The organism is Paenibacillus sp. J5C2022, from assembly GCF_025567625.1.
In the GTDB taxonomy this organism is placed as follows: domain Bacteria; phylum Bacillota; class Bacilli; order Paenibacillales; family Paenibacillaceae; genus Pristimantibacillus.
Genome location: NZ_JAOQJC010000020.1, coordinates 46,712 through 65,081, shown reverse-complemented (window position 1 = coordinate 65,081; position 18,370 = coordinate 46,712). Strand labels below are relative to the sequence as shown.

15 protein-coding genes, 1 pseudogene and 1 riboswitch are annotated in these 18,370 nt (G+C 55.8%); of the genes and pseudogenes, 1 reads left to right on the top strand and 15 read right to left on the bottom strand.

Features of this window, described 5'->3' with window-relative positions; translation table 11 throughout:
- Positions 1–11: 11 nt before the first annotated feature.
- The 5 genes and pseudogenes from M6D81_RS17055 to M6D81_RS17035 form a co-directional block, all read right to left on the bottom strand.
- Complete coding sequence (locus tag M6D81_RS17055) at positions 12–698, bottom strand: putative rhamnosyl transferase (protein WP_262678119.1); 687 nt, start codon at positions 696–698, stop codon at positions 12–14.
- Positions 695–1,684: a polysaccharide biosynthesis protein gene (locus M6D81_RS17050; protein WP_262678118.1), complete on the bottom strand. Its 990-nt coding sequence runs from the start codon at positions 1,682–1,684 to the stop codon at positions 695–697. The genes M6D81_RS17055 and M6D81_RS17050 overlap by 4 nt, the downstream gene beginning before the upstream one ends.
- Positions 1,677–2,769 (bottom strand): annotated as a pseudogene (gene wecB / locus M6D81_RS17045) (non-hydrolyzing UDP-N-acetylglucosamine 2-epimerase). Before wecB ends, M6D81_RS17050 begins: the two are co-directional and overlap by 8 nt.
- Positions 2,770–2,812: 43 nt before the next feature.
- Positions 2,813–4,126 carry a nucleotide sugar dehydrogenase gene (locus M6D81_RS17040; protein WP_262678117.1) on the bottom strand — a complete coding sequence of 438 codons (1,314 nt, stop codon included), beginning with the start codon at positions 4,124–4,126 and terminating at the stop codon, positions 2,813–2,815.
- 187 nt (positions 4,127–4,313) lie between these two features.
- Positions 4,314–5,030: a YhcN/YlaJ family sporulation lipoprotein gene (locus M6D81_RS17035; RefSeq protein ID WP_262678116.1), complete on the bottom strand. Its 717-nt coding sequence runs from the start codon at positions 5,028–5,030 to the stop codon at positions 4,314–4,316.
- A gap of 166 nt (positions 5,031–5,196) precedes the next feature.
- On the opposite strand from M6D81_RS17035, the gene M6D81_RS17030 reads away from it, so the two are divergent.
- Positions 5,197–6,201: a ketoacyl-ACP synthase III gene (locus tag M6D81_RS17030; protein ID WP_262678115.1), complete on the top strand. Its 1,005-nt coding sequence runs from the start codon at positions 5,197–5,199 to the stop codon at positions 6,199–6,201.
- Between the two features lie 60 nt (positions 6,202–6,261).
- On the opposite strand, the gene M6D81_RS17025 is transcribed toward M6D81_RS17030, so the two are convergent.
- From M6D81_RS17025 to M6D81_RS16975, 10 genes are all read right to left on the bottom strand, one after another.
- The gene (locus M6D81_RS17025; protein ID WP_262678114.1) at positions 6,262–6,999 is read right to left on the bottom strand and encodes a GT-D fold domain-containing glycosyltransferase; all 738 of its coding nucleotides are present in this window, start codon (positions 6,997–6,999) and stop codon (positions 6,262–6,264) included.
- 41 nt (positions 7,000–7,040) lie between these two features.
- Entirely contained in the window at positions 7,041–8,207 is a 1,167-nt protein-coding gene (gene thiO, locus M6D81_RS17020; RefSeq protein WP_262678113.1) for a glycine oxidase ThiO, read from the bottom strand.
- Positions 8,204–9,049 carry a thiazole synthase gene (locus M6D81_RS17015; RefSeq protein ID WP_410795751.1) on the bottom strand — a complete coding sequence of 282 codons (846 nt, stop codon included), beginning with the start codon at positions 9,047–9,049 and terminating at the stop codon, positions 8,204–8,206. Before M6D81_RS17015 ends, thiO begins: the two co-directional genes overlap by 4 nt.
- 5 nt (positions 9,050–9,054) lie before the next feature.
- Positions 9,055–9,918 carry a thiamine phosphate synthase gene (gene thiE / locus M6D81_RS17005; protein WP_317259139.1) on the bottom strand — a complete coding sequence of 288 codons (864 nt, stop codon included), beginning with the start codon at positions 9,916–9,918 and terminating at the stop codon, positions 9,055–9,057.
- Complete coding sequence (locus tag M6D81_RS17000) at positions 9,915–11,018, bottom strand: ThiF family adenylyltransferase (RefSeq protein ID WP_262678112.1); 1,104 nt, start codon at positions 11,016–11,018, stop codon at positions 9,915–9,917. Before M6D81_RS17000 ends, thiE begins: the two co-directional genes overlap by 4 nt.
- Complete coding sequence (gene thiC, locus M6D81_RS16995; RefSeq protein ID WP_262678111.1) at positions 11,011–12,774, bottom strand: phosphomethylpyrimidine synthase ThiC; 1,764 nt, start codon at positions 12,772–12,774, stop codon at positions 11,011–11,013. Before thiC ends, M6D81_RS17000 begins: the two co-directional genes overlap by 8 nt.
- A 227-nt stretch (positions 12,775–13,001) precedes the next feature.
- A riboswitch (TPP riboswitch) is annotated at positions 13,002–13,105 on the bottom strand.
- 159 nt (positions 13,106–13,264) lie between these two features.
- Complete coding sequence (gene ytvI / locus M6D81_RS16990) at positions 13,265–14,296, bottom strand: sporulation integral membrane protein YtvI (protein WP_262678110.1); 1,032 nt, start codon at positions 14,294–14,296, stop codon at positions 13,265–13,267.
- Positions 14,297–14,332: 36 nt separating this feature from the next.
- Entirely contained in the window at positions 14,333–15,475 is a 1,143-nt protein-coding gene (gene yfkAB, locus M6D81_RS16985) for a radical SAM/CxCxxxxC motif protein YfkAB (RefSeq protein WP_262678109.1), read from the bottom strand.
- A gap of 164 nt (positions 15,476–15,639) precedes the next feature.
- The gene (locus M6D81_RS16980) at positions 15,640–16,758 is read right to left on the bottom strand and encodes an HD-GYP domain-containing protein (RefSeq protein WP_262678108.1); all 1,119 of its coding nucleotides are present in this window, start codon (positions 16,756–16,758) and stop codon (positions 15,640–15,642) included.
- A 153-nt stretch (positions 16,759–16,911) separates the two neighbouring features.
- The gene (locus M6D81_RS16975) at positions 16,912–18,348 is read right to left on the bottom strand and encodes a bifunctional metallophosphatase/5'-nucleotidase (protein WP_262678107.1); all 1,437 of its coding nucleotides are present in this window, start codon (positions 18,346–18,348) and stop codon (positions 16,912–16,914) included.
- Positions 18,349–18,370 lie beyond the last annotated feature (22 nt).

Genomic DNA, 18,370 nt, shown 5'->3' with positions numbered 1-18,370 from the left:
CTATCGTCTTGTCAGCAGAACCGCTCCAGTATTTCCTGTATCTCCGATTGCCCGATAAGCTCGGAAGCTCTGTTCACCTTGAAGCGGTTAAGCACGTTCGTGCCATGCACCACAACGACGAAGTTGCGGTCTTGCAATAGTACATGCTTATGCTTGATTGCGTCATGATGCTTCTTCAGAGCATGGCGCACACCCGACAAGTAGTCCGCAGAGCGATAGACGAGCGTATAGAACGACGGCGAATGGTAGGAGACGATCGCCATCCGGTGCTTGTTGGAATCGTACAGATAGCCGTGCTGAGTAATGATCGCTTTCGTATCGTACTCAAGCTTCGCGCTTCGCACCCGCTGGAAGAAGTCCTTGCGCAGCATGTTGTCAGAGTCCAAGCGGACGATGTACAGCTTGTCGGCCCCGCGCGCCGCTTCATTCTGAAGCTCCTGCCTTGTGGAGTAAGGAACGAATTGAATATGCGGCGGCAGCGGCTCGTAATCGCTCAGCGCTTCACGAATAAGCGGTTCCGTCTCATCCTTGTAATAGAAGTACACCGTGAAATCGCTCATCGTCTGCCCTTTCAAGCAGGGAATCGTATATTTCATGGAGATCGCCATCCGATAATCGATCCATGATTTCTGATAGATCTGTTTGCTGTACTCCAGACTGTTGAATTGAATATCTACGATCATATTGACGTCCTTCATTGATAGAAACCTCCTTTGGCGAGCATCTGATCAATCTCTTCTTTCGACATATGACCGGTGGCAGAGTTGTATGACGTGAAATTCACTTTCGGCAAGCCTTTATATTTATGCAAGTGCTCGTCGCCGGGATGCATCGGAAGGATGACATAATACCGGTTGCTGAAGATTCGCGCCCTGCTCGCCTCATGAGCGGAGAGCAGCTCTTCATGCAGCTTCTCCCCGGGACGGATGCCGACCTCTTCAAGCTTTAGATGCCCGGCATCGTAATGTGCCTGCATCGTCGCGGCGAGGTCGCGAATGTTGCAAGCCGGCATGCGCATGACATATATTTCACCGCCAATCGCCTCCGTCGCCGCCTTATGGAGCAGCTCGATTGCTTCGTTCACCGTCAGAAGGAACCGCGTCATGTCGAAGGAGGTAATCGGAATCGTCTGTCCGCTTCGGATACGGTCCCTGAAGAACGGGACGACGCTCCCGCGCGTGCCGAGCACATTGCCGCCCCTTATGCATATGAAGCGGGTCGTGGTGCTTCTCTCGTCGGCAATCAGCATCAGCCGCTCTCCCAGCAGCTTCGTCATGCCATAGAAATTGACGGGATTGACCGCTTTATCCGTCGATACGTCCATCACCTTCTTCACCCCTCGGTCCAGGCTGGCCCGGATGACATTGTCCGTCCCGGCCACGTTGGTCTTCAGTGCCTCTTCGGGCTGATGCTCGCATATCGGCACGTGCTTGAGCGCAGCCAGATGAAAGACGTAATCGACGCCTTCGCAGGCCCGCCATACCGCATCGTAATCGCGTACATCGCCAATAAGGAACTTCAATGCGGGATCATGGTCGAAGTCTCTGGCCATCTGCACTTGACTGAACTCACCCCGGGACAGAATGCGCACCTCCTTCGGCTTCTCCATCAGAAGCTTGCGCGTCAGCACTTGTCCCCAGGAGCCCGTCCCACCCGTAATCAAAATGATGCTGTTCTTAAACATCGTGCAGCCCTCCCAGCACCATATTGACGACCTTCTCCGATACCCGCAGGTCCATATACTCCCTCGGACAATCCCACTTCCCCATCGTCGCCATCATCAGCCTCACGGCACGAAGCATATTGCCGGCGCGCAAGCCGGACAGCACGTTGCTGCCGCACATAATCGTCTCCGGTCTCTCCGTGCTGTCGCGTATCGTTACGGCCGGAACGCCCATCAGACAGCTTTCCTCCTGCACGGTGCCGCTGTCCGTTATGACGCAGCGGGCATGGCGCTGAAGCTTCACGAAGTCGAAAGAAGCCGAACGGCTCGCATAGCTTGAGGAGCGGATGCGTATTGCCGATGCCGAATTGCTGAAGCCTGCTGGCAAGGCGCGGATGTACGCTGCACACGACAGGCAGCTGCAGCTCCTCCGCAATCTCATTCAGCCCGTCGATCATGCCTTGCAGACGCTCCCTGTCGTCCACATTCTCGGAACGATGCGCCGTCAGCACAAGATACTTCTTCTCCTTCAAGGCCATTCGCTGCAGAATATCGCTCTGCGCGATGCCGTCACGATAATGCTGAAGCACCTCGCGGATGGGATTGCCCGATACCCACACGCGGTGCTTCTCCACGCCTTCCCGCAATAAATTATCCCTGGATATTTCCGTATAGGGCAGATTAAAGCTGGAGATAGCGTCGATTACTTTGCGATTCAACTCCTCCGGCACCTTCCGGTCGAAGCAGCGGTTGCCTGCCTCCATATGGTAGACCGGAACGCCGGCGCGCTCGCACAGCAAGGCGCACAACGCGCTGTTGGTGTCTCCAAGCAGCAATATCCGATCGGGGGATTCCTTCTTGAGCAGCGCCTCGACCTCTCTGAACATGACACCCAACTGCTCGCCGAGCGAATAGCCGCTCAGCCGAATGCTATAGTCCGGCTTGCGCAAGCCCAACTGCTCGAAAAAGACGTCGTTCAGACAGTGCTGATGATTCTGTCCGGTATGCACAACAATGTGCTTGGCAGCCCGATTATCCAGCTTGGGCATAATGAGGCTGAGACGGATGATTTCCGGTCTCGTGCCCAGAATCGTCATAATTCGCATCTGTTCCGTCTCCTTTCCTATTACCTTGTACAGCTGTACTTGCTCAAGTCCTGCCGGCTCCCAGACGAATGAGGCCTGTGCGGGCCGCCATGCCTTTCGTTACATTCCGGGTATCGTACAGCAGTACGGCATGCTCCATCAGCAGTTCCAGCGGAATATTGCTGTGATCCGTGGCGATCACGACGGCATCCATCTCTCTCACATGGGCTTCGGTAAGCTCGATGCTGCGAAGCGTCGTCGAACTGACGGTGATATCCGGCACGAACGGGTCGTGATAATAGACATTGGCCCCCTCGAGACGAAGCAGCTCGATTAGGTCGATAGCGGCGGACTCGCGGCAATCGGCAATATCCTTCTTGTACGCCACCCCATACACCATAATATTGGCGCTCAAGTAGGTTTTCGGAGACAAGGCTTGCTTCAGCTGCTGCACAATATAATGAGGCATCCGGTGATTGACCGCATTGGACAACTGAATGAATTCGGAATTCATTTCGTGCTGCTTCACTTTCCACAGCAAGTAGGAGGGGTCCACGGGAATACAGTGGCCGCCGATGCCGGGACCGGGGGAGAACTTCTGGAAGCCGAACGGCTTCGTGCCCGCCGCCTCGATCACTTCCCATATATCAAGATCAAGCCGGTCACAGAGCATTGCCATTTCATTGATGAACGAAATGTTGACAAGCCGGTACGTATTTTCCAGTATTTTCGCCATCTCGGCGGCATCCGTGCTGGATACGGGGTGGATCGAAGGGAAGACGCTGCCGTACAACTCCGATACTTTCTTCAGGCACCGCTCGGTCACTCCGCTTACAATCTTCGGTATTTTCTCCAGAGGATATTGCTTATTGCCGGGGTCTACCCGTTCCGGAGAGTAGGCGGCATAATAGTCGCTCCCCGCCTTCAGTCCACGCTTGCTCATCATCGGCAGCAGCACCTCCCGCGTCGTCCCGGGATAAGTAGAGCTCTCCAGCACAATTAGCAGACCCCGCTTCATCTCCGGAACGAGCATCGCAATCGCACCTGTCAGATAGCTGAGATCCGGTGTTCCATAAGGCGTAAGCGGCGTAGGCACGCAGATGATAACGGCTTCCGCGGCCTCTATTGCGCTATATTGAGCAGTAGGGAGAAATCGATGGCTGCTCATCGCTTCCTTCACCGTCTCGTCCTCAATCTCATGAATGTAGCTGATGCCTTTATGCAGCTTGTCGATCTTGCCTGTATCGGGATCAATGCCCAGCACGCGAAAGCCCGACTTCACGAATAGCAAGGCCAGAGGCAAGCCGACATAACCCAATCCCAATATCGCTACCGTCCGCTGGTCCTCCGAATCCCTTATTGCTTGTTCAATATCCATCGTCTCTCTACCTCGCCTTCTTTCCAGCCAATTTTGCCAATAGCTAGAATACTATATGACGAGACAAGCGCATTGGAATGGACGATTGAGCATGGAATTATACGTGACAATGGAAAGAGCTCCCGGTTCGGCCTTAGCCGCTCCAGGAGCTCCGTTCTTGCATGGTTGCGAGATATAGACGCTTCTTCTAATCCAACAATCTGCCTTTGCTCTTCGTCTTGTCGCTTGTCATCTCGTCATCTACCGCCACCGGGAACACTCGCTCGGCCATGGCGTTGAACTCGGCGATATACTTCTGCACCGGCTGACCCAGTTGGACATCGTTGAAGTACGCTGTCATACGTCCCACGAATTCCGGATTGGCGGATACATACACATGCTCCACGGCCGGCCTGTTCTCTTTCACCACCGACTTGACTTTGTACATCAATTCCGGCGTCAGCATCTCCTCGGCTGTCGACAAGCTGCTTATTCGACGGCTTTCAACGATCCGATCCCGGTCCATCTTGCCCATCTCGGAGCGGCTCAGTCCCTTTAGCTCTCCCGACCGATCGGCCAGTGACAAGGCTACATAGGCATTGTTGTCGGCAAGCATGACATACGCCGATTTCACTTCTACAATTCCCCTTATTTTATCCCCAATGGACTGACTCATTTCCAAGCGATAATTTTTATGAGATCCCACCAGATTATTATTCATCTGCATCCGCCCGTTAATTCGGTTCATCTCATTCATGCCGTCGTTGGCGAATCGCTTGTCCCGGATTATGTTGCCGTTAGCATCGAATTTCAATTGATTTGTACGAATATTTTTCCTGCCGAGATCCCCTACATTAGACATACACCCGCTAAGCAGAATACTTATTGCAACTCCTGCTGATAATGCTTTCCATGTATTGCGCATTTCAGAACCTCCATTCCTGATGCTCAATGATTACTCATCATTATCGTGTGCCGCAATGACAATCGCTATTCTTGCTATTGACAATTGCCAGTTATTCCTCTTATAGTATTGGTATCAACTATTAGTATCAGGTACTAATAACGAACGAAAGGATGTGCTCTTCTCGATGACAGCACCTGCCCACAGAGTAAAATCGCAAGCGGCGATAACTGCAATCGGAAGCTATGTACCAAGCCGAATATTGACCAATGAAGATCTGGAGAAGATGGTGGACACGTCACACGAATGGATCGTTCAGCGCACAGGCATTCACGAGCGAAGAATAGCCGCGGAAAACGAGTATACGAGCGACTTGATCTTCCGTGCAATTGACAACATGACAAGCCGCTACGGCACGCAGCTTCACGATGCCGATTATGTGATCGTCGCCACCTCCACTCCCGATACAGTATTCCCCAGCATGGCTGCGAGAGTATGCGGCTACATCGGCGCTAAGGCGTGCGGCAGCGTCGATCTCCAGGCGGCATGCGCGGGATTCACCGCAGGCCTGCAGCTGGCGAACGCGCTGCTGTTGACCGGCATACACCGCAAAGTACTCGTCGTTGGAGCCGACGCTCTCTCGCGCATTACCGACTACACCGACCGGACGACCTGCATCCTGTTCGGCGATGGAGCGGGGGCGGTATTGCTGGAGCACTCCGGGAATGAAGACGGGGATATATGGTCTTCCTATTCCAGCACGGACGGCTCCGGCGGCCATCATGTCTACCTGAGCAATGGGGCAGCCTATATAGGGGAGCATGAAATTATACCGAACGGCAAGCTGGTGCAGAACGGCAGAGAAGTGTACCGCTGGGCCGTCAGCCATGTATCGGAAGGCATTAAGACGTTATTGGAAGAAAGCGGGCTTAGCCCCGGAGAGATCAGCTGGTTCGCTCCGCACAATGCCAATGCGCGCATTATTGAAGCTTTGGCGGAACGGGTCGGATTCACGGAGGAGCAGGCCTTGTCCAGCATCGCCCGATACGGCAATACGTCCGCCGCATCCATCCCGCTGGCCGTCGACGATGCTGTACGATCCGGGAAGCTGAAGAAGGGAGATATCGTGCTGATGCACGGCTTCGGGGGCGGGTTGACCCAAGCGGGCGTCATCGTAAGATGGTCGCTCTGACACATGGCGAAGGGCTGTCCTGCAAGGTCATATGTCGACCTCAAGGACAGCCCCATGCCGCTATGGCTTGTTAATAGGAACCGAAGAAATGATCTGCGTGCCGATGCCGAAGTCGATGCCTATCTTGCCGATCCGCTTCGCAATCTGATGCGACAGCACGACTGCGTTAACCCCGCAGGAGCATAACACGACATCGTACGTATTCTTGCGTTCCTCCAGAATGGCTAGCGTCTCTTCCATCATCTCGTACCGTTCGAAGGGCAATGTGAATGCCACGTTCAGATTGTAAGGCGGCCTGATCAAGCGCTGCTTCATGCCTCCTGCCCATCTGGACACTAGCGCGAGTCGCGCTCCTTCCTCATGAAGCATATCCCAGAACGGACTATACCGGATAAAATCCCGATTGACGATCGCACTGCACAGATAATCGGGCTTCAACTTGAAATAGTTGAATATCTGATTCGTCATCACCCGCTTATGACTGTGATGAGCCATTATGGTACGGTCCCCATTCGTCAGCACGCCGACAATATCGGCTTCTTTAATCGCCTCCACCATCCGGTCGCGAATCTCGATATTGGGAAGCTTGACCCCTTTCCTGCCCTTGTTGGCTTCCTTCACCCATGTCTGATGCAATACCTGCTCCATTGTATAGACGGAATCCTGCGATAGAACAAAGTTCTCTCCATCCCCGATCCGGACGAGAGCGAACGGCCGCTTGTCCGCAACTGCCGCTCTTATGCGGGCAATGACTTCATCCTTGTCCAGCAGCTCCTCGTTCGGAATATCCGCAATCATGCTCTTCCCTCCTGCGAGTCAAATTTCTACAGGTTGTATTATCATCCCAGTATATGTGTTGACATCGCAGATTGGTTCGGACGGCTGTCACGCTCCGTGAATCGTTCCGGCAGAAATCCGGCTATCGACTCACTCTCCCGACCGTCCAGCAAATCCCCTACGATCATCGCCGTGACAGGGCTAAGCAATATGCCGTTGCGATAATGACCGGCAGCCATAATGACATCCCGGTTGCCCCTGACGGGACCCAGCAGCGGTCTGCCATCCACCGTCGCCGGCCGCAAGCCCGCCCAGCGATGCAAGGGCTGCTGCTGCGACAAATGCGGGAACCATCTCCCGCTGCTGCGAATAAGCCGGCTGATGCCCTTATCCGTCACATCGCTCCGGAACCCCGCCACATCCTCGGACGCTCCGCAGATGATACGATCGTTCCGCTTGCCGACCCAGTAAGCCTGGGAAGACATGACGATATGACGCACATCTTGCATCGTCCCTCCGTAAGAACAGATCTGTCCGCGTATGGGATGGATCGGTATGCGTATGCCGATCCAGCGTTCATACTGGCCGGACCAGGCGCCGGAGCAGACAACAAGCTTGTCGCATGCGACCGCATTGTCCAGCAGGCGCATCTTCACGGTTGCGCCTCCGCTATCATGAAGCTCCAAGCGTTCCAGCTCTCCCGCGTCTTGACGAATGTCGACGCCAAGCCGACGGCATGCCTTCAGCAGCGCTTCAACCAGCTTGGGAGCGTACACATGGCTTTCTTCCGGCGTATAGACCGCCGCGATCGCCTTGTCCGTCAGCTTGGGCTCCAGCTCCCGCAGGGCTCTCCCCGACACAAGCTCAGCCTCCGCTCCCCATTGATTGTGCATCCGGATGCGGGCTTGCAACGGAAGCAGGTCCGCCTCATGCTGGAACACATTCAGACTGCCGCTGCGCACCCATTCCACATCTGCCGCCGAGCATTGCTCCACATCGCGCACCCAATCGGGATACAAGCGCAAGCTTCGCACGCACAGCCGGAAGAAGTCGTCCGGCTGCTCCGTATTCTCGGAATAGGGGGCCAGCATGCCCGCTGCAGCACCTGACGCTTGCCCGCCGGGCACATACGGCTCCAGCAAGGTTACCTTGTAGCGGCGCCTTGCGGCTTCGAATGCGCAAGACAGCCCGATTATGCCTCCTCCGAGCACAATGACCGAAGCCGTCATGCCAATCCGCCTGCTGCGCCGCTTGCAGCTGCCGACTCATCCGCATGGCGGAACAGTGCGCCCGCTTCGTCGCTGCTGGCCGATGCGTAGCGCTTCTTCGGTATGCGTCCGGCATAGCGTGCCAGCATGCCCGCTTCGATCGCCAGCGAGAACGCTCTTGCCATCGCGACAGGGTCCTTCGCCTTCGCCACCGGCGTATTCGCCAAGATGGCTGAAGCTCCAAGCTCCATCGCCTCCGCAGCATCCTTCGGCGAACCGATTCCCGCGTCCACGATAACCGGAACCTGCGCTTCTTCCACGATCATGGACAGATTGTACGGATTAAGCAGTCCGAGCCCCGTTCCGATCGGTGAAGCCCCGGGCATGACGGCGGCGGCGCCGGCTTCCTCCAGCCGCTTGCACAGAATGACGTCGTCCGACGTATAGGGCAGTACGGTGAAGCCTTCCTCCGCCAGCCGTGAAGTTGCCCTCAGCGTCTCCAGCGGATCGGGCAGCAGCGTAAGCGGATGGCCGCTGATCTCCACCTTGATCCAATCGCCTAACCCCGCCGCTCTCGCCAGTCTGGCGATGCGGACGGCTTCTTCCGCAGTGCGCGCACCGGACGTATTGGGCAGATAGTGATAAGGCCTGTGAATCACATGCTGCAGGATGGAATCTTCCTCCACACTGTCCAGATCGACTCGCCTGACGGCGAATGTGATCACTTCCGCGCCTGACGCGTCAAGTGCCGCCTGCATGACAGCAGGACTGGGGAACCGCCCCGTTCCCAGCAGAAATCTGGAGGTCAGCTTCTTGCCGCCGATGACCAGCGGCGCCTCTTCCCAATTAGCATCCATTCCCATCGCCATTACCCTCCACCTACAAATTGCACCAGCTCGATCTCCGCTTCGGACGACAGCGCCGTATCGCGCCAAGCCTCCCGAGCGACAATGCTTCCGTTCAGCTCCACGACGATCCGCTTGTTCCCTTGACCCAGCTCTTCTATGAGATCTTCCATCGTCGAAGCCGACGAATGGACCATCTTGCCGTTCACCTTCAGCGCAAGACTTCCATCGCATCCCGGACCCGCGCCTTGATCGGCCGTCAATATTTTCTCCTTCATCGCCCGGCATACGGCAGCCGGGTCGTCGCTTCCGACGATGGCGGATACAGAGCAGATTCGGGTCGCTCCCGCCTTCAACACCGCATCTACATTACTTAGCGTAATCCCGCCGATCGCGACGAATGGAATCGCTATTCGGCTTGCCGCCTCGCGAACGTAAGAGGTCGTCACCGCTTGACGTCCCGGCTTCGTATCCGTCGGGAAGACGGGGCCGACGCCGATATAATCCGCTCCGTCCGCTTCCGCCGTCAGCGCTTGTTCCAGGTTATGGGTGGATTTCCCGATAATACGCTCTGGACCGAGCAGAGCTCTCGCCTCGGCCACCGTCATATCCTCTTGCCCCAGATGCACACCGTCGGCATCCGCCTGCAATGCGATATGAGGATAATCGTTAACGATAAGCGGAACCCCGTACGCCCGAGTCAGCTCCCTAAGCGCTATAGCCTGCTCCAGCACTTGCCGCTCCGATCCCGTCTTGTTGCGCAGCTGCACGATATCGGCTCCCCCGATCAGCGTCTGCTCCATGACGGCGATCATATCCCTGCCGGGATGATTGTTCTCGGCCGTTATCGCATAGAGCCGGAAGTCGCGCCAGTCTCCCTCCCTCATCTCTTCATCCCTCCAATGCTGTATTCCGTCACATAATGGCGGCATAAGTCTTCCGCTCCCGCAACGTCCGACGTTCCTTGCACCAGCACCCGGCCGTCCGGGAACAGCACCAGCCTTTCCCCCTGAGGCAGATAGGCCTTCACCAAGTACTTGTTCGCCTGCAGCCTGCACCCCCGCCGCTGCAAGGATTCTCTCAGCAGCGGCATATCCAGCTCCACGCCCAGCGTCACCTGAACGGAGTCGCGGCCGCACAGCACCGTTGCCGCAGGCTCCATGGCAGGCCCGCTCCCATATGTCTTCCCCCCTCCGATTCCCCGACGCTCTACTTCAGCGGCAACTCCGCAATGCGGGCATGAGGGCGTTCCGCCCGGAAGCCGGGATTCTCGAACGCGGTAGTCCCATAGGTCCGCGCTCAGCCATGTGCCCCTTACCGCTTCGCGGTTGCCCGTCAGCCACTTGACCGCCTCGATCGCCTGCAGCGACGCCACCCATTCCACCGCTGCCGCAAGCACGCCGACTGAGTCGCAGCTGTCTCCTTCAAGCGCAGAGGCTTCGCCGCCGATCAGGCAGCGAAGACACGCCGTCTCACCGGGAACCAGCACCGCGCTCATGCCTTGCGCTCCGACTACTCCGCCATACAGGAACGGAATGCCTTGCCGGAAGGCGGCGTCGCTGAGCAGCAGCCGCGTTGCCGCATTGTCCGTGCCGTCCAATATGAGCTGTACGCCGTCCGCGAACTTCTCCACATTATGCCGGCTCACGTCCGACACATGCGCATCGATGCGAATGGCGCTATTGATTCGCTGGAGCTTCTCGGCCGCCGCCGCTGCCTTGGGCAGCGCCTGTTCCGCATCCGCTTCGTCGAACAGCACCTGCCGCTGCAAGTTGCTGGGCTCCACGTAATCCCGATCGGCGATGACGATACGGCCGACGCCCGCCCGCGCCATATGCTGCGCAAGCGAAGCGCCAAGTGCGCCGCAGCCGACGATTAGCGCGGATGAGAAGTCCAGCGAGCGCTGGCCTTCGACGCCAATCGGCGCGAAGCGAATCTGTCTGGAATAGCGCTCCTTCCAGCCAGAACCGCCGGTCAGACTACCCATAGATTCGGCTCCCGGACGCTTTGAACACCTCCGACTTCTCCTTCATGCCTTCCTGGATCGCCTCGGTCGTCTCCAGTCCCTTCTGCGCCGCGTACTCGCGAATATCCTGTGTAATGCGCATGCTGCAGAATTTAGGACCGCACATGGAGCAGAAGTGTGCGGACTTCGCCGCTTCCGCAGGGAGCGTCTCATCGTGGTAGGACATTGCGCGCTCGGGGTCCAGCGACAGATGGAACTGATCGCGCCAGCGGAATTCGAATCTGGCCTTCGACAGCGCATCGTCCCGCAGCTTCGCTCTGGGATGGCCTTTCGCCAGATCGGCAGCGTGCGCGGCAATTTTGTAAGTAACGACCCCTTCCTTCACATCCTCCTTGTTCGGCAAGCCCAGATGCTCCTTCGGCGTCACGTAGCAGAGCATGGCCGTACCGAACCAGCCGATCATCGCCGCACCGATCGCGGAAGTAATATGATCATAGCCAGGCGCGATGTCCGTCGTGAGAGGGCCCAGCGTATAGAACGGCGCTTCGTCGCACACTTCCAGCTGACGGTCCATATTCTCCTTGATGAGATGCATGGGAACGTGGCCGGGGCCTTCGATCATTACCTGCACGTCATGCCGCCAAGCGATCTTCGTCAGCTCTCCCAGTGTCTCCAGCTCGGCGAATTGCGCTTCGTCGTTGGCGTCGGCGATGGAGCCGGGACGCAAGCCGTCGCCCAGCGAGAAGGAGACGTCATAGCGCTTCATAATCTCGCAGATGTCCTCGAAGTGCGTATAGAGGAAGTTCTCCTTGTGGTGGGCGAGACACCATGCCGCCATAATCGATCCGCCGCGGGACACGATACCCGTCACGCGCTTCGCTGTCAGCGGGATATACCGCAGCAAGACGCCGGCATGAATCGTGAAGTAGTCGACGCCCTGCTCCGCTTGCTCGATCAGCGTATCGCGGAATACTTCCCAGCTCAGCTCCTCCGCTTTGCCGTTCACCTTCTCCAGCGCTTGATAGATCGGCACCGTTCCGACCGGGACGGGAGAATTGCGAATAATCCACTCCCGCGTCGTATGTATGTTCTTGCCGGTGGACAAGTCCATAATCGTGTCCGCACCCCAGCGCGTTGCCCACGTCATCTTCTCCACTTCCTCCTCGATAGAGGAGGCGACGGCGGAATTGCCGATGTTCGCATTGATCTTCACATGGAAGTTCCTGCCGATGATCATCGGTTCAATCTCGGGATGATTAATGTTCGCCGGAATGATGGCTCTTCCCGCCGCCACCTCGTCCCTGACGAATTCCGGACTCATGCCTTCCCTGATCGCGATGAACTCCATCTCCGGCGTAACGACTCCATTGCGGGCATAATGAAGCTGCGTCACATTAGCTTCCCCCTTGGCGCGCAGCGGACGCTTCTGCACGTTCGGGAACAGCTCCGCTCCGCGAGTCTGCGCCTTCTCCTCCGTGGAGAAGCCGTTGTCTTCCGGTCGCACCTCGCGGCCATCGTACCGTTCCGCATCATCCCTTTCGGCAATCCACCGCTCTCTCAGCTTGGGCAGTCCTGCCCGCACATCCGGTTGATAAGCCTCGTCGGTATAAGGACCGCTGGAATCATAGACGCGCACCGGCTCGTTCGGGAGCTTCTCTCCGCCTCTTCCCTCGCTGTCCTCCAGGACAATCTCTCTCATCGGCACTTGAATGGACAGTGCGGAGCCTTCCACGTACACTTTGCAGCTGCCGGGCAACGGCGTTGTCAACATTGTCATAACAACAAAAAACCTCCCAATGGAATATTGGAATTCCACCTGGAGGCATACGCAGACATATGAGAAAGTAATAGGACGCTGCAGTGCAAAAAGCAGGCGCCCGGTACATCAATGCCGCGGACAAACGCTTGATTCACGGCGGAATTTCGGCGGCGCTTGTGCGGCCATGTCGAGCACGGCGCATAGATTCGCATCTGCAAACGTATAAGGCATACGCCGATTGGCGTATAGCCGTTGTCCCACTTTCCTACGCTGGCATGACCCAGATCAGGTTCAAAGGGACCAAAGCAATGCGCTTTATCTCAGCCTCGCGGCGCCCCTAGTGGATTTCCTTGTAAGACTATAACGCCGAACGGCGCTTGTTGTCAACCTCTTCCTGACACCTCTTCCTGACATGCCAGTTTCCGACGTGCGTTCACTGCAACACCGATCTGTTCCATACATGCTCCTTCGCGTTATGTGCCAAGCGGGCATCTTCCATGCAAGCCTGCTACAGCTGAATTCGCTTCTGGAACAACCCCGCCTGCCGCGCAGCTATGTAGATAATGACGACCAGCGGGCCGAGAAATACGCCGATAACTCCCACCAGCTTGAAGCCGACATATAGGCTGATAAGGGCGGGCAACGCGCCGATCCCTACCGCATCGCCCAATATTTTAGGCTCGATAATGCGACGGAAGACGGTTATGACGAGGAACAGCACGATCAGGCCGAAGCCGGTGAACATGTCGCCCGTTATGATGAGATAACTTCCCCAGGGCACCAGAACGGACCCCGTTCCCAATATCGGGAGGATGTCCACGATAATGATAAGGAAGGCGATAGCCATCGGATATTTAATATCCAGAATAAGCAAGCCGACGAATGAAATGATGTACGTTAATGCGCTTAAAATAAACTGCGAGCGCAGAAAGCCGAAAATCGACTTGCGCAAATTAACCAGCACTTGATCCACTTGCGGCCGGGAGTTCTCCTCGAACAGGGACAGCACGGAAGCCTTCAACGTATTCAGACTGAAGCTGAACATGTATACCGCGACAAGGAATACGATAAAGAAGATGAACATATTCGGCAGACCGGTGGCGAAGGCAAGAAGCGTCTTGGACAACGTACCGATGAGCTGCTCGATATACTTGGTCAAGCCAACCAGGAAGTCTTCGATCGTTGCAACCGCGTCCGGCGGAAGCGACTGGTACAAGCTTCTTCCATCCACCATCAGCTTGTCGATGAAATCATTGCCGTCGGTAAAATATTTCGGAACGCGATCCAGGAAAGCAATCAGTTCCGCAACGATTTTAATCCCAAGCAGCACGATCAGACCGAGAAAGCCCAGTGTAAACAGGGAACTGGAAATCGTTGAAGCAGCCAACCGGTTCATTTTAAATCTGTTCATCAGCAGCCCGCTCAGCGGCTCCAAAAAGATGGCGATAATTAATGCCAGCAGGAACGGCAATCCCACAGTAAACATTAAATACAACAACAGCAACCCAAGCCCGATAAATATAACCGATCGTATGGACACTCCAGTTCCCTCCTCTAGTCCAAGTGTATGTCAGGACTACTCTATTATTGCCTTTCTCTTTAGAAAATTGACATTCTTATAGTACATGTCCTTCACCAGCAGATTGGGACCGCAGCACGAGGCGGCGGGGCAATGGCAGTTCACGCTTCTTGCAAGGGGATGAGACAGCCATCGCTTGAACAGATCGTCCAGCTTCTCCTGCTTCATGTTGCCGAAGGAAGGCACGTCGGAGAAGTCAGTTACGAACACCTCTCCCGTAAACAAATTGACGTTAAGACGGTTCCGCCCGTCGGGATCGTTCCTTACCGTGACGTTCGGCTCCCCTGCAATGCGCTTCAGCAAGGCGCGCTCCGTCTCGTTCTCGCTGCAATGGTAGAACGGCAACGTTCCGAACAGCATCCATACCGACGGGTCCCGATGCTTCAGCAGCAGCGCGATAGCGTCCAGCATTTCATCCCTGGTGATGATCGGCAGATCCTTCGCGAACGAGCTGGGATACATGGGATGCACCTCATGCCTGGTGCAGCCCATCTCGACAATCAGTTGGTGAATTTCGTGAATGTTCCGGTGAGTGCGGTAGTTGATCATGGATTCTGCCGAGACGAGCACGCCTGCCTCGCTAAGCCTTCTCGCGTTGTCGATCATCGTCTCGTACAATTTGGCCGCAGCCTTCAGAGGCACCTCATGACCGGCCTTCGCGAAGCCGATCGCGTGGAATTGTTCCGCAGACGTATAATTGAATGAGATGTGCATGACGTCCAGATAGGGGGCTAATTGCTCATATCGGCTATAAGGCAAGGTGACATTGGAATTAATTTGCGAGCGAATGCCCCGCTTGCGGGCATATTGGAGCAGAGGCACCATATACTCTTTCACTGTCTTGTCCGAGAAGGATGGCTCTCCGCCCGTAATGCTGATCGTCTCCAGCGCCTCGACTTCATCCAGCCGTTGCAGCATCAGCTCCAGCGGCACCTTCTCCGGTTCCTTCAGGACCAGTGTATCTCCGACCGCGCAGTGCTCGCAACGCATGTTGCAGAGATTGGATACGGTCATCTCCACGCTTGTCAGCCGGTGTTCGCCGAATTTCGGAAGCGATCGGATGGGGTCCCAGGGATCGTAGTCCGGTGACAGCGGCATAATCGAAGCGTCATCTATTTGTTGCTTTTGCAATACTTTCATTGAATTCAGCACCTTACTTCTTGTTCTTCTAGCGCTCATCAGGCGCATCTTTTATTGTAATGTCAATGGCCGATATAAGCAAACAGAAGCCTCCAATTCCGCCTTGCGGCGGCTATCGGAGACTTCCCGGTCCATTATCTTATTGATCAGCAACTGTGTACAACTCATATGCCCGACACAAGCTGAACGCTGCCTCCTTCGTCGTTCACCCCGACGATCATAATCGTCAGCTGCTTGGACAAGTCAATCTCATAAGGAACGGATATCTCCTCGCCCGCTTCATTCGTCAGTATCCGGACGATCGGCCGATGGGGATAGCTGTGATTGAAATCGACAACAACGCCGCTCTCCCCCGTATCCAGCCTGACGGTGATGCCGATAGGATAGATGGCGACCTTATCGCGGAACAACTGCAGCATATGCTGCTCATATAATATGCCGGAGCCGGCATACAGCCGTTCCATCGCTTCGTGGGGCAGCATGGGGGCGCGATAGATGCGACTTGTCGTCATCGCATCATAGGAATCCACAATACCGATCCACTTCGCATAATCATGGATATCCGTTCCCTTCAAGCCGCGCGGATATCCGCTTCCATCCAGCCGTTCATGATGCTGCAAGGCGCAATGAGCCGCCAGCAGCGGCATATTCGGCTCATCCTTCAGCAATTCGAAGCCGATCATGGCATGCCGCTTCATCTTCTCATACTCTTCATTGGTGAGCGAGTCCGGCTTCTTGAGCACATTCATGGATATTTGGGTTTTGCCGATATCATGAAGGAGCGCTCCCATTCCCAGAGTCATCGTCTCTTCGCGGGAATAGCCGTTCGCCATCCCAAGCAACGTAGAGTAGACGCATACGTTCAAGGAATGCTGATACAGATAATGATCAACCGTGCCCATATTAATCAGCATAATCATCGCGTCGCTGTTGCCGGACAAATCGTCGATAATCCGATTCATCATGCCCTTGAACGGCTGGGCGATGTACGGGAAAGCGACCCCGCGCTTTCGCTTGGGGCGATCCATCATCTCCCGGAACCTCGTCTTGATCTCCTTCACAGATTCGCGGAAAGTCTCCTCCGAGATGAGCGAGGGCGGCATAATGCCTTCCGTTCGAGCGTCTTCTATGTATACATATTGCACACCGCATTGCTCAAGACGCGTAATGAGCCTCGCTGTAAGCTCCATATGATTCCCCAGAAGAACGACACCGTCCTCGGAGAATATTTTTTTGGCCAGCCTCATTCCAGGTACGCATTGCGAGATCGGTAGCAATCGCATTTTCTCGGTCCTTCCTTGCCCTAAGTTCTAATACTACGTTTATCGGAAAAACCAGCTCGTATAGTTAATTTACGTGAAAATGCACAAAATCGCAACCATTAAATCCTAATTTTTCGACAAAGTCCGTCATTTTCTTTCACGTGCTCGGTTATTCTATACTGGTTTCCAACGAAGCGCACGGCAATCCGTCCGCGCCTCCTCACGAAGAAGCTCGTGCTCCAGCACATCTCTTAGAAATTCCGGCAAATAAAACTGAAAGCTCTCCGCTTCGGCGAGCGTCTCATAACCGATCCGGAAGCTGAACATGTCAATCGTGCCGACCGTATACAGCCGTTCGTTGCAAAGCGGCTGCCCGTTCACCTCGACGCGAATCAGCTTCTGCATATCAGGCTTGCTGCCGTCAAAGGTGATCGCAACGCCGTCTACCGCCAGCGTACCCAGCACTTCCCCCCGAAAGCCGAAGCCCTTAATGTGCTTATCGGCATATTGCGGCAGAAGCGACTGTTCAAGCGCTGTACGCAGATGCTCTCCCCTTATCTTCATCAGGCAAGGATTGATGGGCGAAGGGCATAACGCATGCAGCTCGCCAGCCGTTACATCGCCCAGGGCAAGACCGCCCAGCAGTTGGCCTGCATTCACGAGGCCAATCTCCGCATCCGTCCATCTCCGCAGACCGGCAGCGAGCAGATTGCCGAGCGGCGATTCGACATCCGTCGACAAGGGCAACGGTTCCGCCAGGAAAGTAATGACACGGCTCATTCGCTTTTCGGCGACAGCTCTGTATTGGCTAATAATGGATGCCGCTTCACGCTGCTCTTCATATGCGGCAGTCGGAATGACCGATGCGTTGAATTGGGGACGTTCGCCTCCGCTTCCCCATACGATTTCGACGCGGCCTGCATACTCTCCGAACTTCCCTGCAGCGCAGATCGCCGTCTCTCCTACGTATAACGCCTCATGCAGCAGATGATGGGTATGCGCCCCCAGGATGAGATCAATGCCCTCAATCGAAGCCGCCATCTCCTTGTCCCGCGACAAGCCCAGATGGGACAGAACGACTACGATATCCGCCTCCTCCCTCAGCTTGGCGACTTGCTCCCGTATCGCCGCCAGAGGCTCGGTGACTTCCCAACCAAGCAGTTCATAGAACGCTGAAAAATTGGCCGTCGCTCCGACAATTCCGATTCGCTTGCCCTGCTTGGCAATGACCGCTCTTGGAAGCAGCCAGTCCGGCCGCTTGCCGTCATCTGACTTCAGCATATTCGCACATACGACGAGAAAGCCGGGATTCCCGCCGTAAAGCTCCTCCAGCACGTCCATGCGATAAGTAAGCCCTTCATTATTGCCCAGCGTTATCAGATCATAACGTGCTGCCTGCAGCAGCTTCCGATTCACGAATCCGTCGCTGCCTTCCGTCTCCAGCCGCGCGCGATCCATGTGATCCCCGCAATCTATCACGAGAACAGCGGCATCGCCCAGTCGCTGCCGTTCCTCATCTATAATGGAAGCGATCCGTGCCGCATTCTCGAGACGGCTATGAATGTCGTTGCTGTGCAGCAGCACGACGGATGCTGCCTCGGAGTTCATCATCAAGCGCTCGCCTCCCCTTCGC

What these genes read in the sequence shown, in the direction of transcription:
- M6D81_RS17055 (WP_262678119.1), bottom strand. Translation starts at nt 698, where the DNA reads ATGAAGGACGTCAATATGATCGTAGATATTCAATTCAACAGTCTGGAG.
- M6D81_RS17050 (WP_262678118.1), bottom strand. Translation starts at nt 1,684, where the DNA reads ATGTTTAAGAACAGCATCATTTTGATTACGGGTGGGACGGGCTCCTGG.
- M6D81_RS17040 (WP_262678117.1), bottom strand. Translation starts at nt 4,126, where the DNA reads ATGGATATTGAACAAGCAATAAGGGATTCGGAGGACCAGCGGACGGTA.
- M6D81_RS17035 (WP_262678116.1), bottom strand. Translation starts at nt 5,030, where the DNA reads ATGCGCAATACATGGAAAGCATTATCAGCAGGAGTTGCAATAAGTATT.
- M6D81_RS17030 (WP_262678115.1), top strand. Translation starts at nt 5,197, where the DNA reads ATGACAGCACCTGCCCACAGAGTAAAATCGCAAGCGGCGATAACTGCA.
- M6D81_RS17025 (WP_262678114.1), bottom strand. Translation starts at nt 6,999, where the DNA reads ATGATTGCGGATATTCCGAACGAGGAGCTGCTGGACAAGGATGAAGTC.
- thiO (WP_262678113.1), bottom strand. Translation starts at nt 8,207, where the DNA reads ATGACGGCTTCGGTCATTGTGCTCGGAGGAGGCATAATCGGGCTGTCT.
- M6D81_RS17015 (WP_410795751.1), bottom strand. Translation starts at nt 9,049, where the DNA reads ATGGGAATGGATGCTAATTGGGAAGAGGCGCCGCTGGTCATCGGCGGC.
- thiE (WP_317259139.1), bottom strand. Translation starts at nt 9,918, where the DNA reads ATGAGGGAGGGAGACTGGCGCGACTTCCGGCTCTATGCGATAACGGCC.
- M6D81_RS17000 (WP_262678112.1), bottom strand. Translation starts at nt 11,018, where the DNA reads ATGGGTAGTCTGACCGGCGGTTCTGGCTGGAAGGAGCGCTATTCCAGA.
- thiC (WP_262678111.1), bottom strand. Translation starts at nt 12,774, where the DNA reads ATGACAATGTTGACAACGCCGTTGCCCGGCAGCTGCAAAGTGTACGTG.
- yfkAB (WP_262678109.1), bottom strand. Translation starts at nt 15,475, where the DNA reads ATGAAAGTATTGCAAAAGCAACAAATAGATGACGCTTCGATTATGCCG.
- M6D81_RS16980 (WP_262678108.1), bottom strand. Translation starts at nt 16,758, where the DNA reads ATGCGATTGCTACCGATCTCGCAATGCGTACCTGGAATGAGGCTGGCC.
- M6D81_RS16975 (WP_262678107.1), bottom strand. Translation starts at nt 18,348, where the DNA reads ATGATGAACTCCGAGGCAGCATCCGTCGTGCTGCTGCACAGCAACGAC.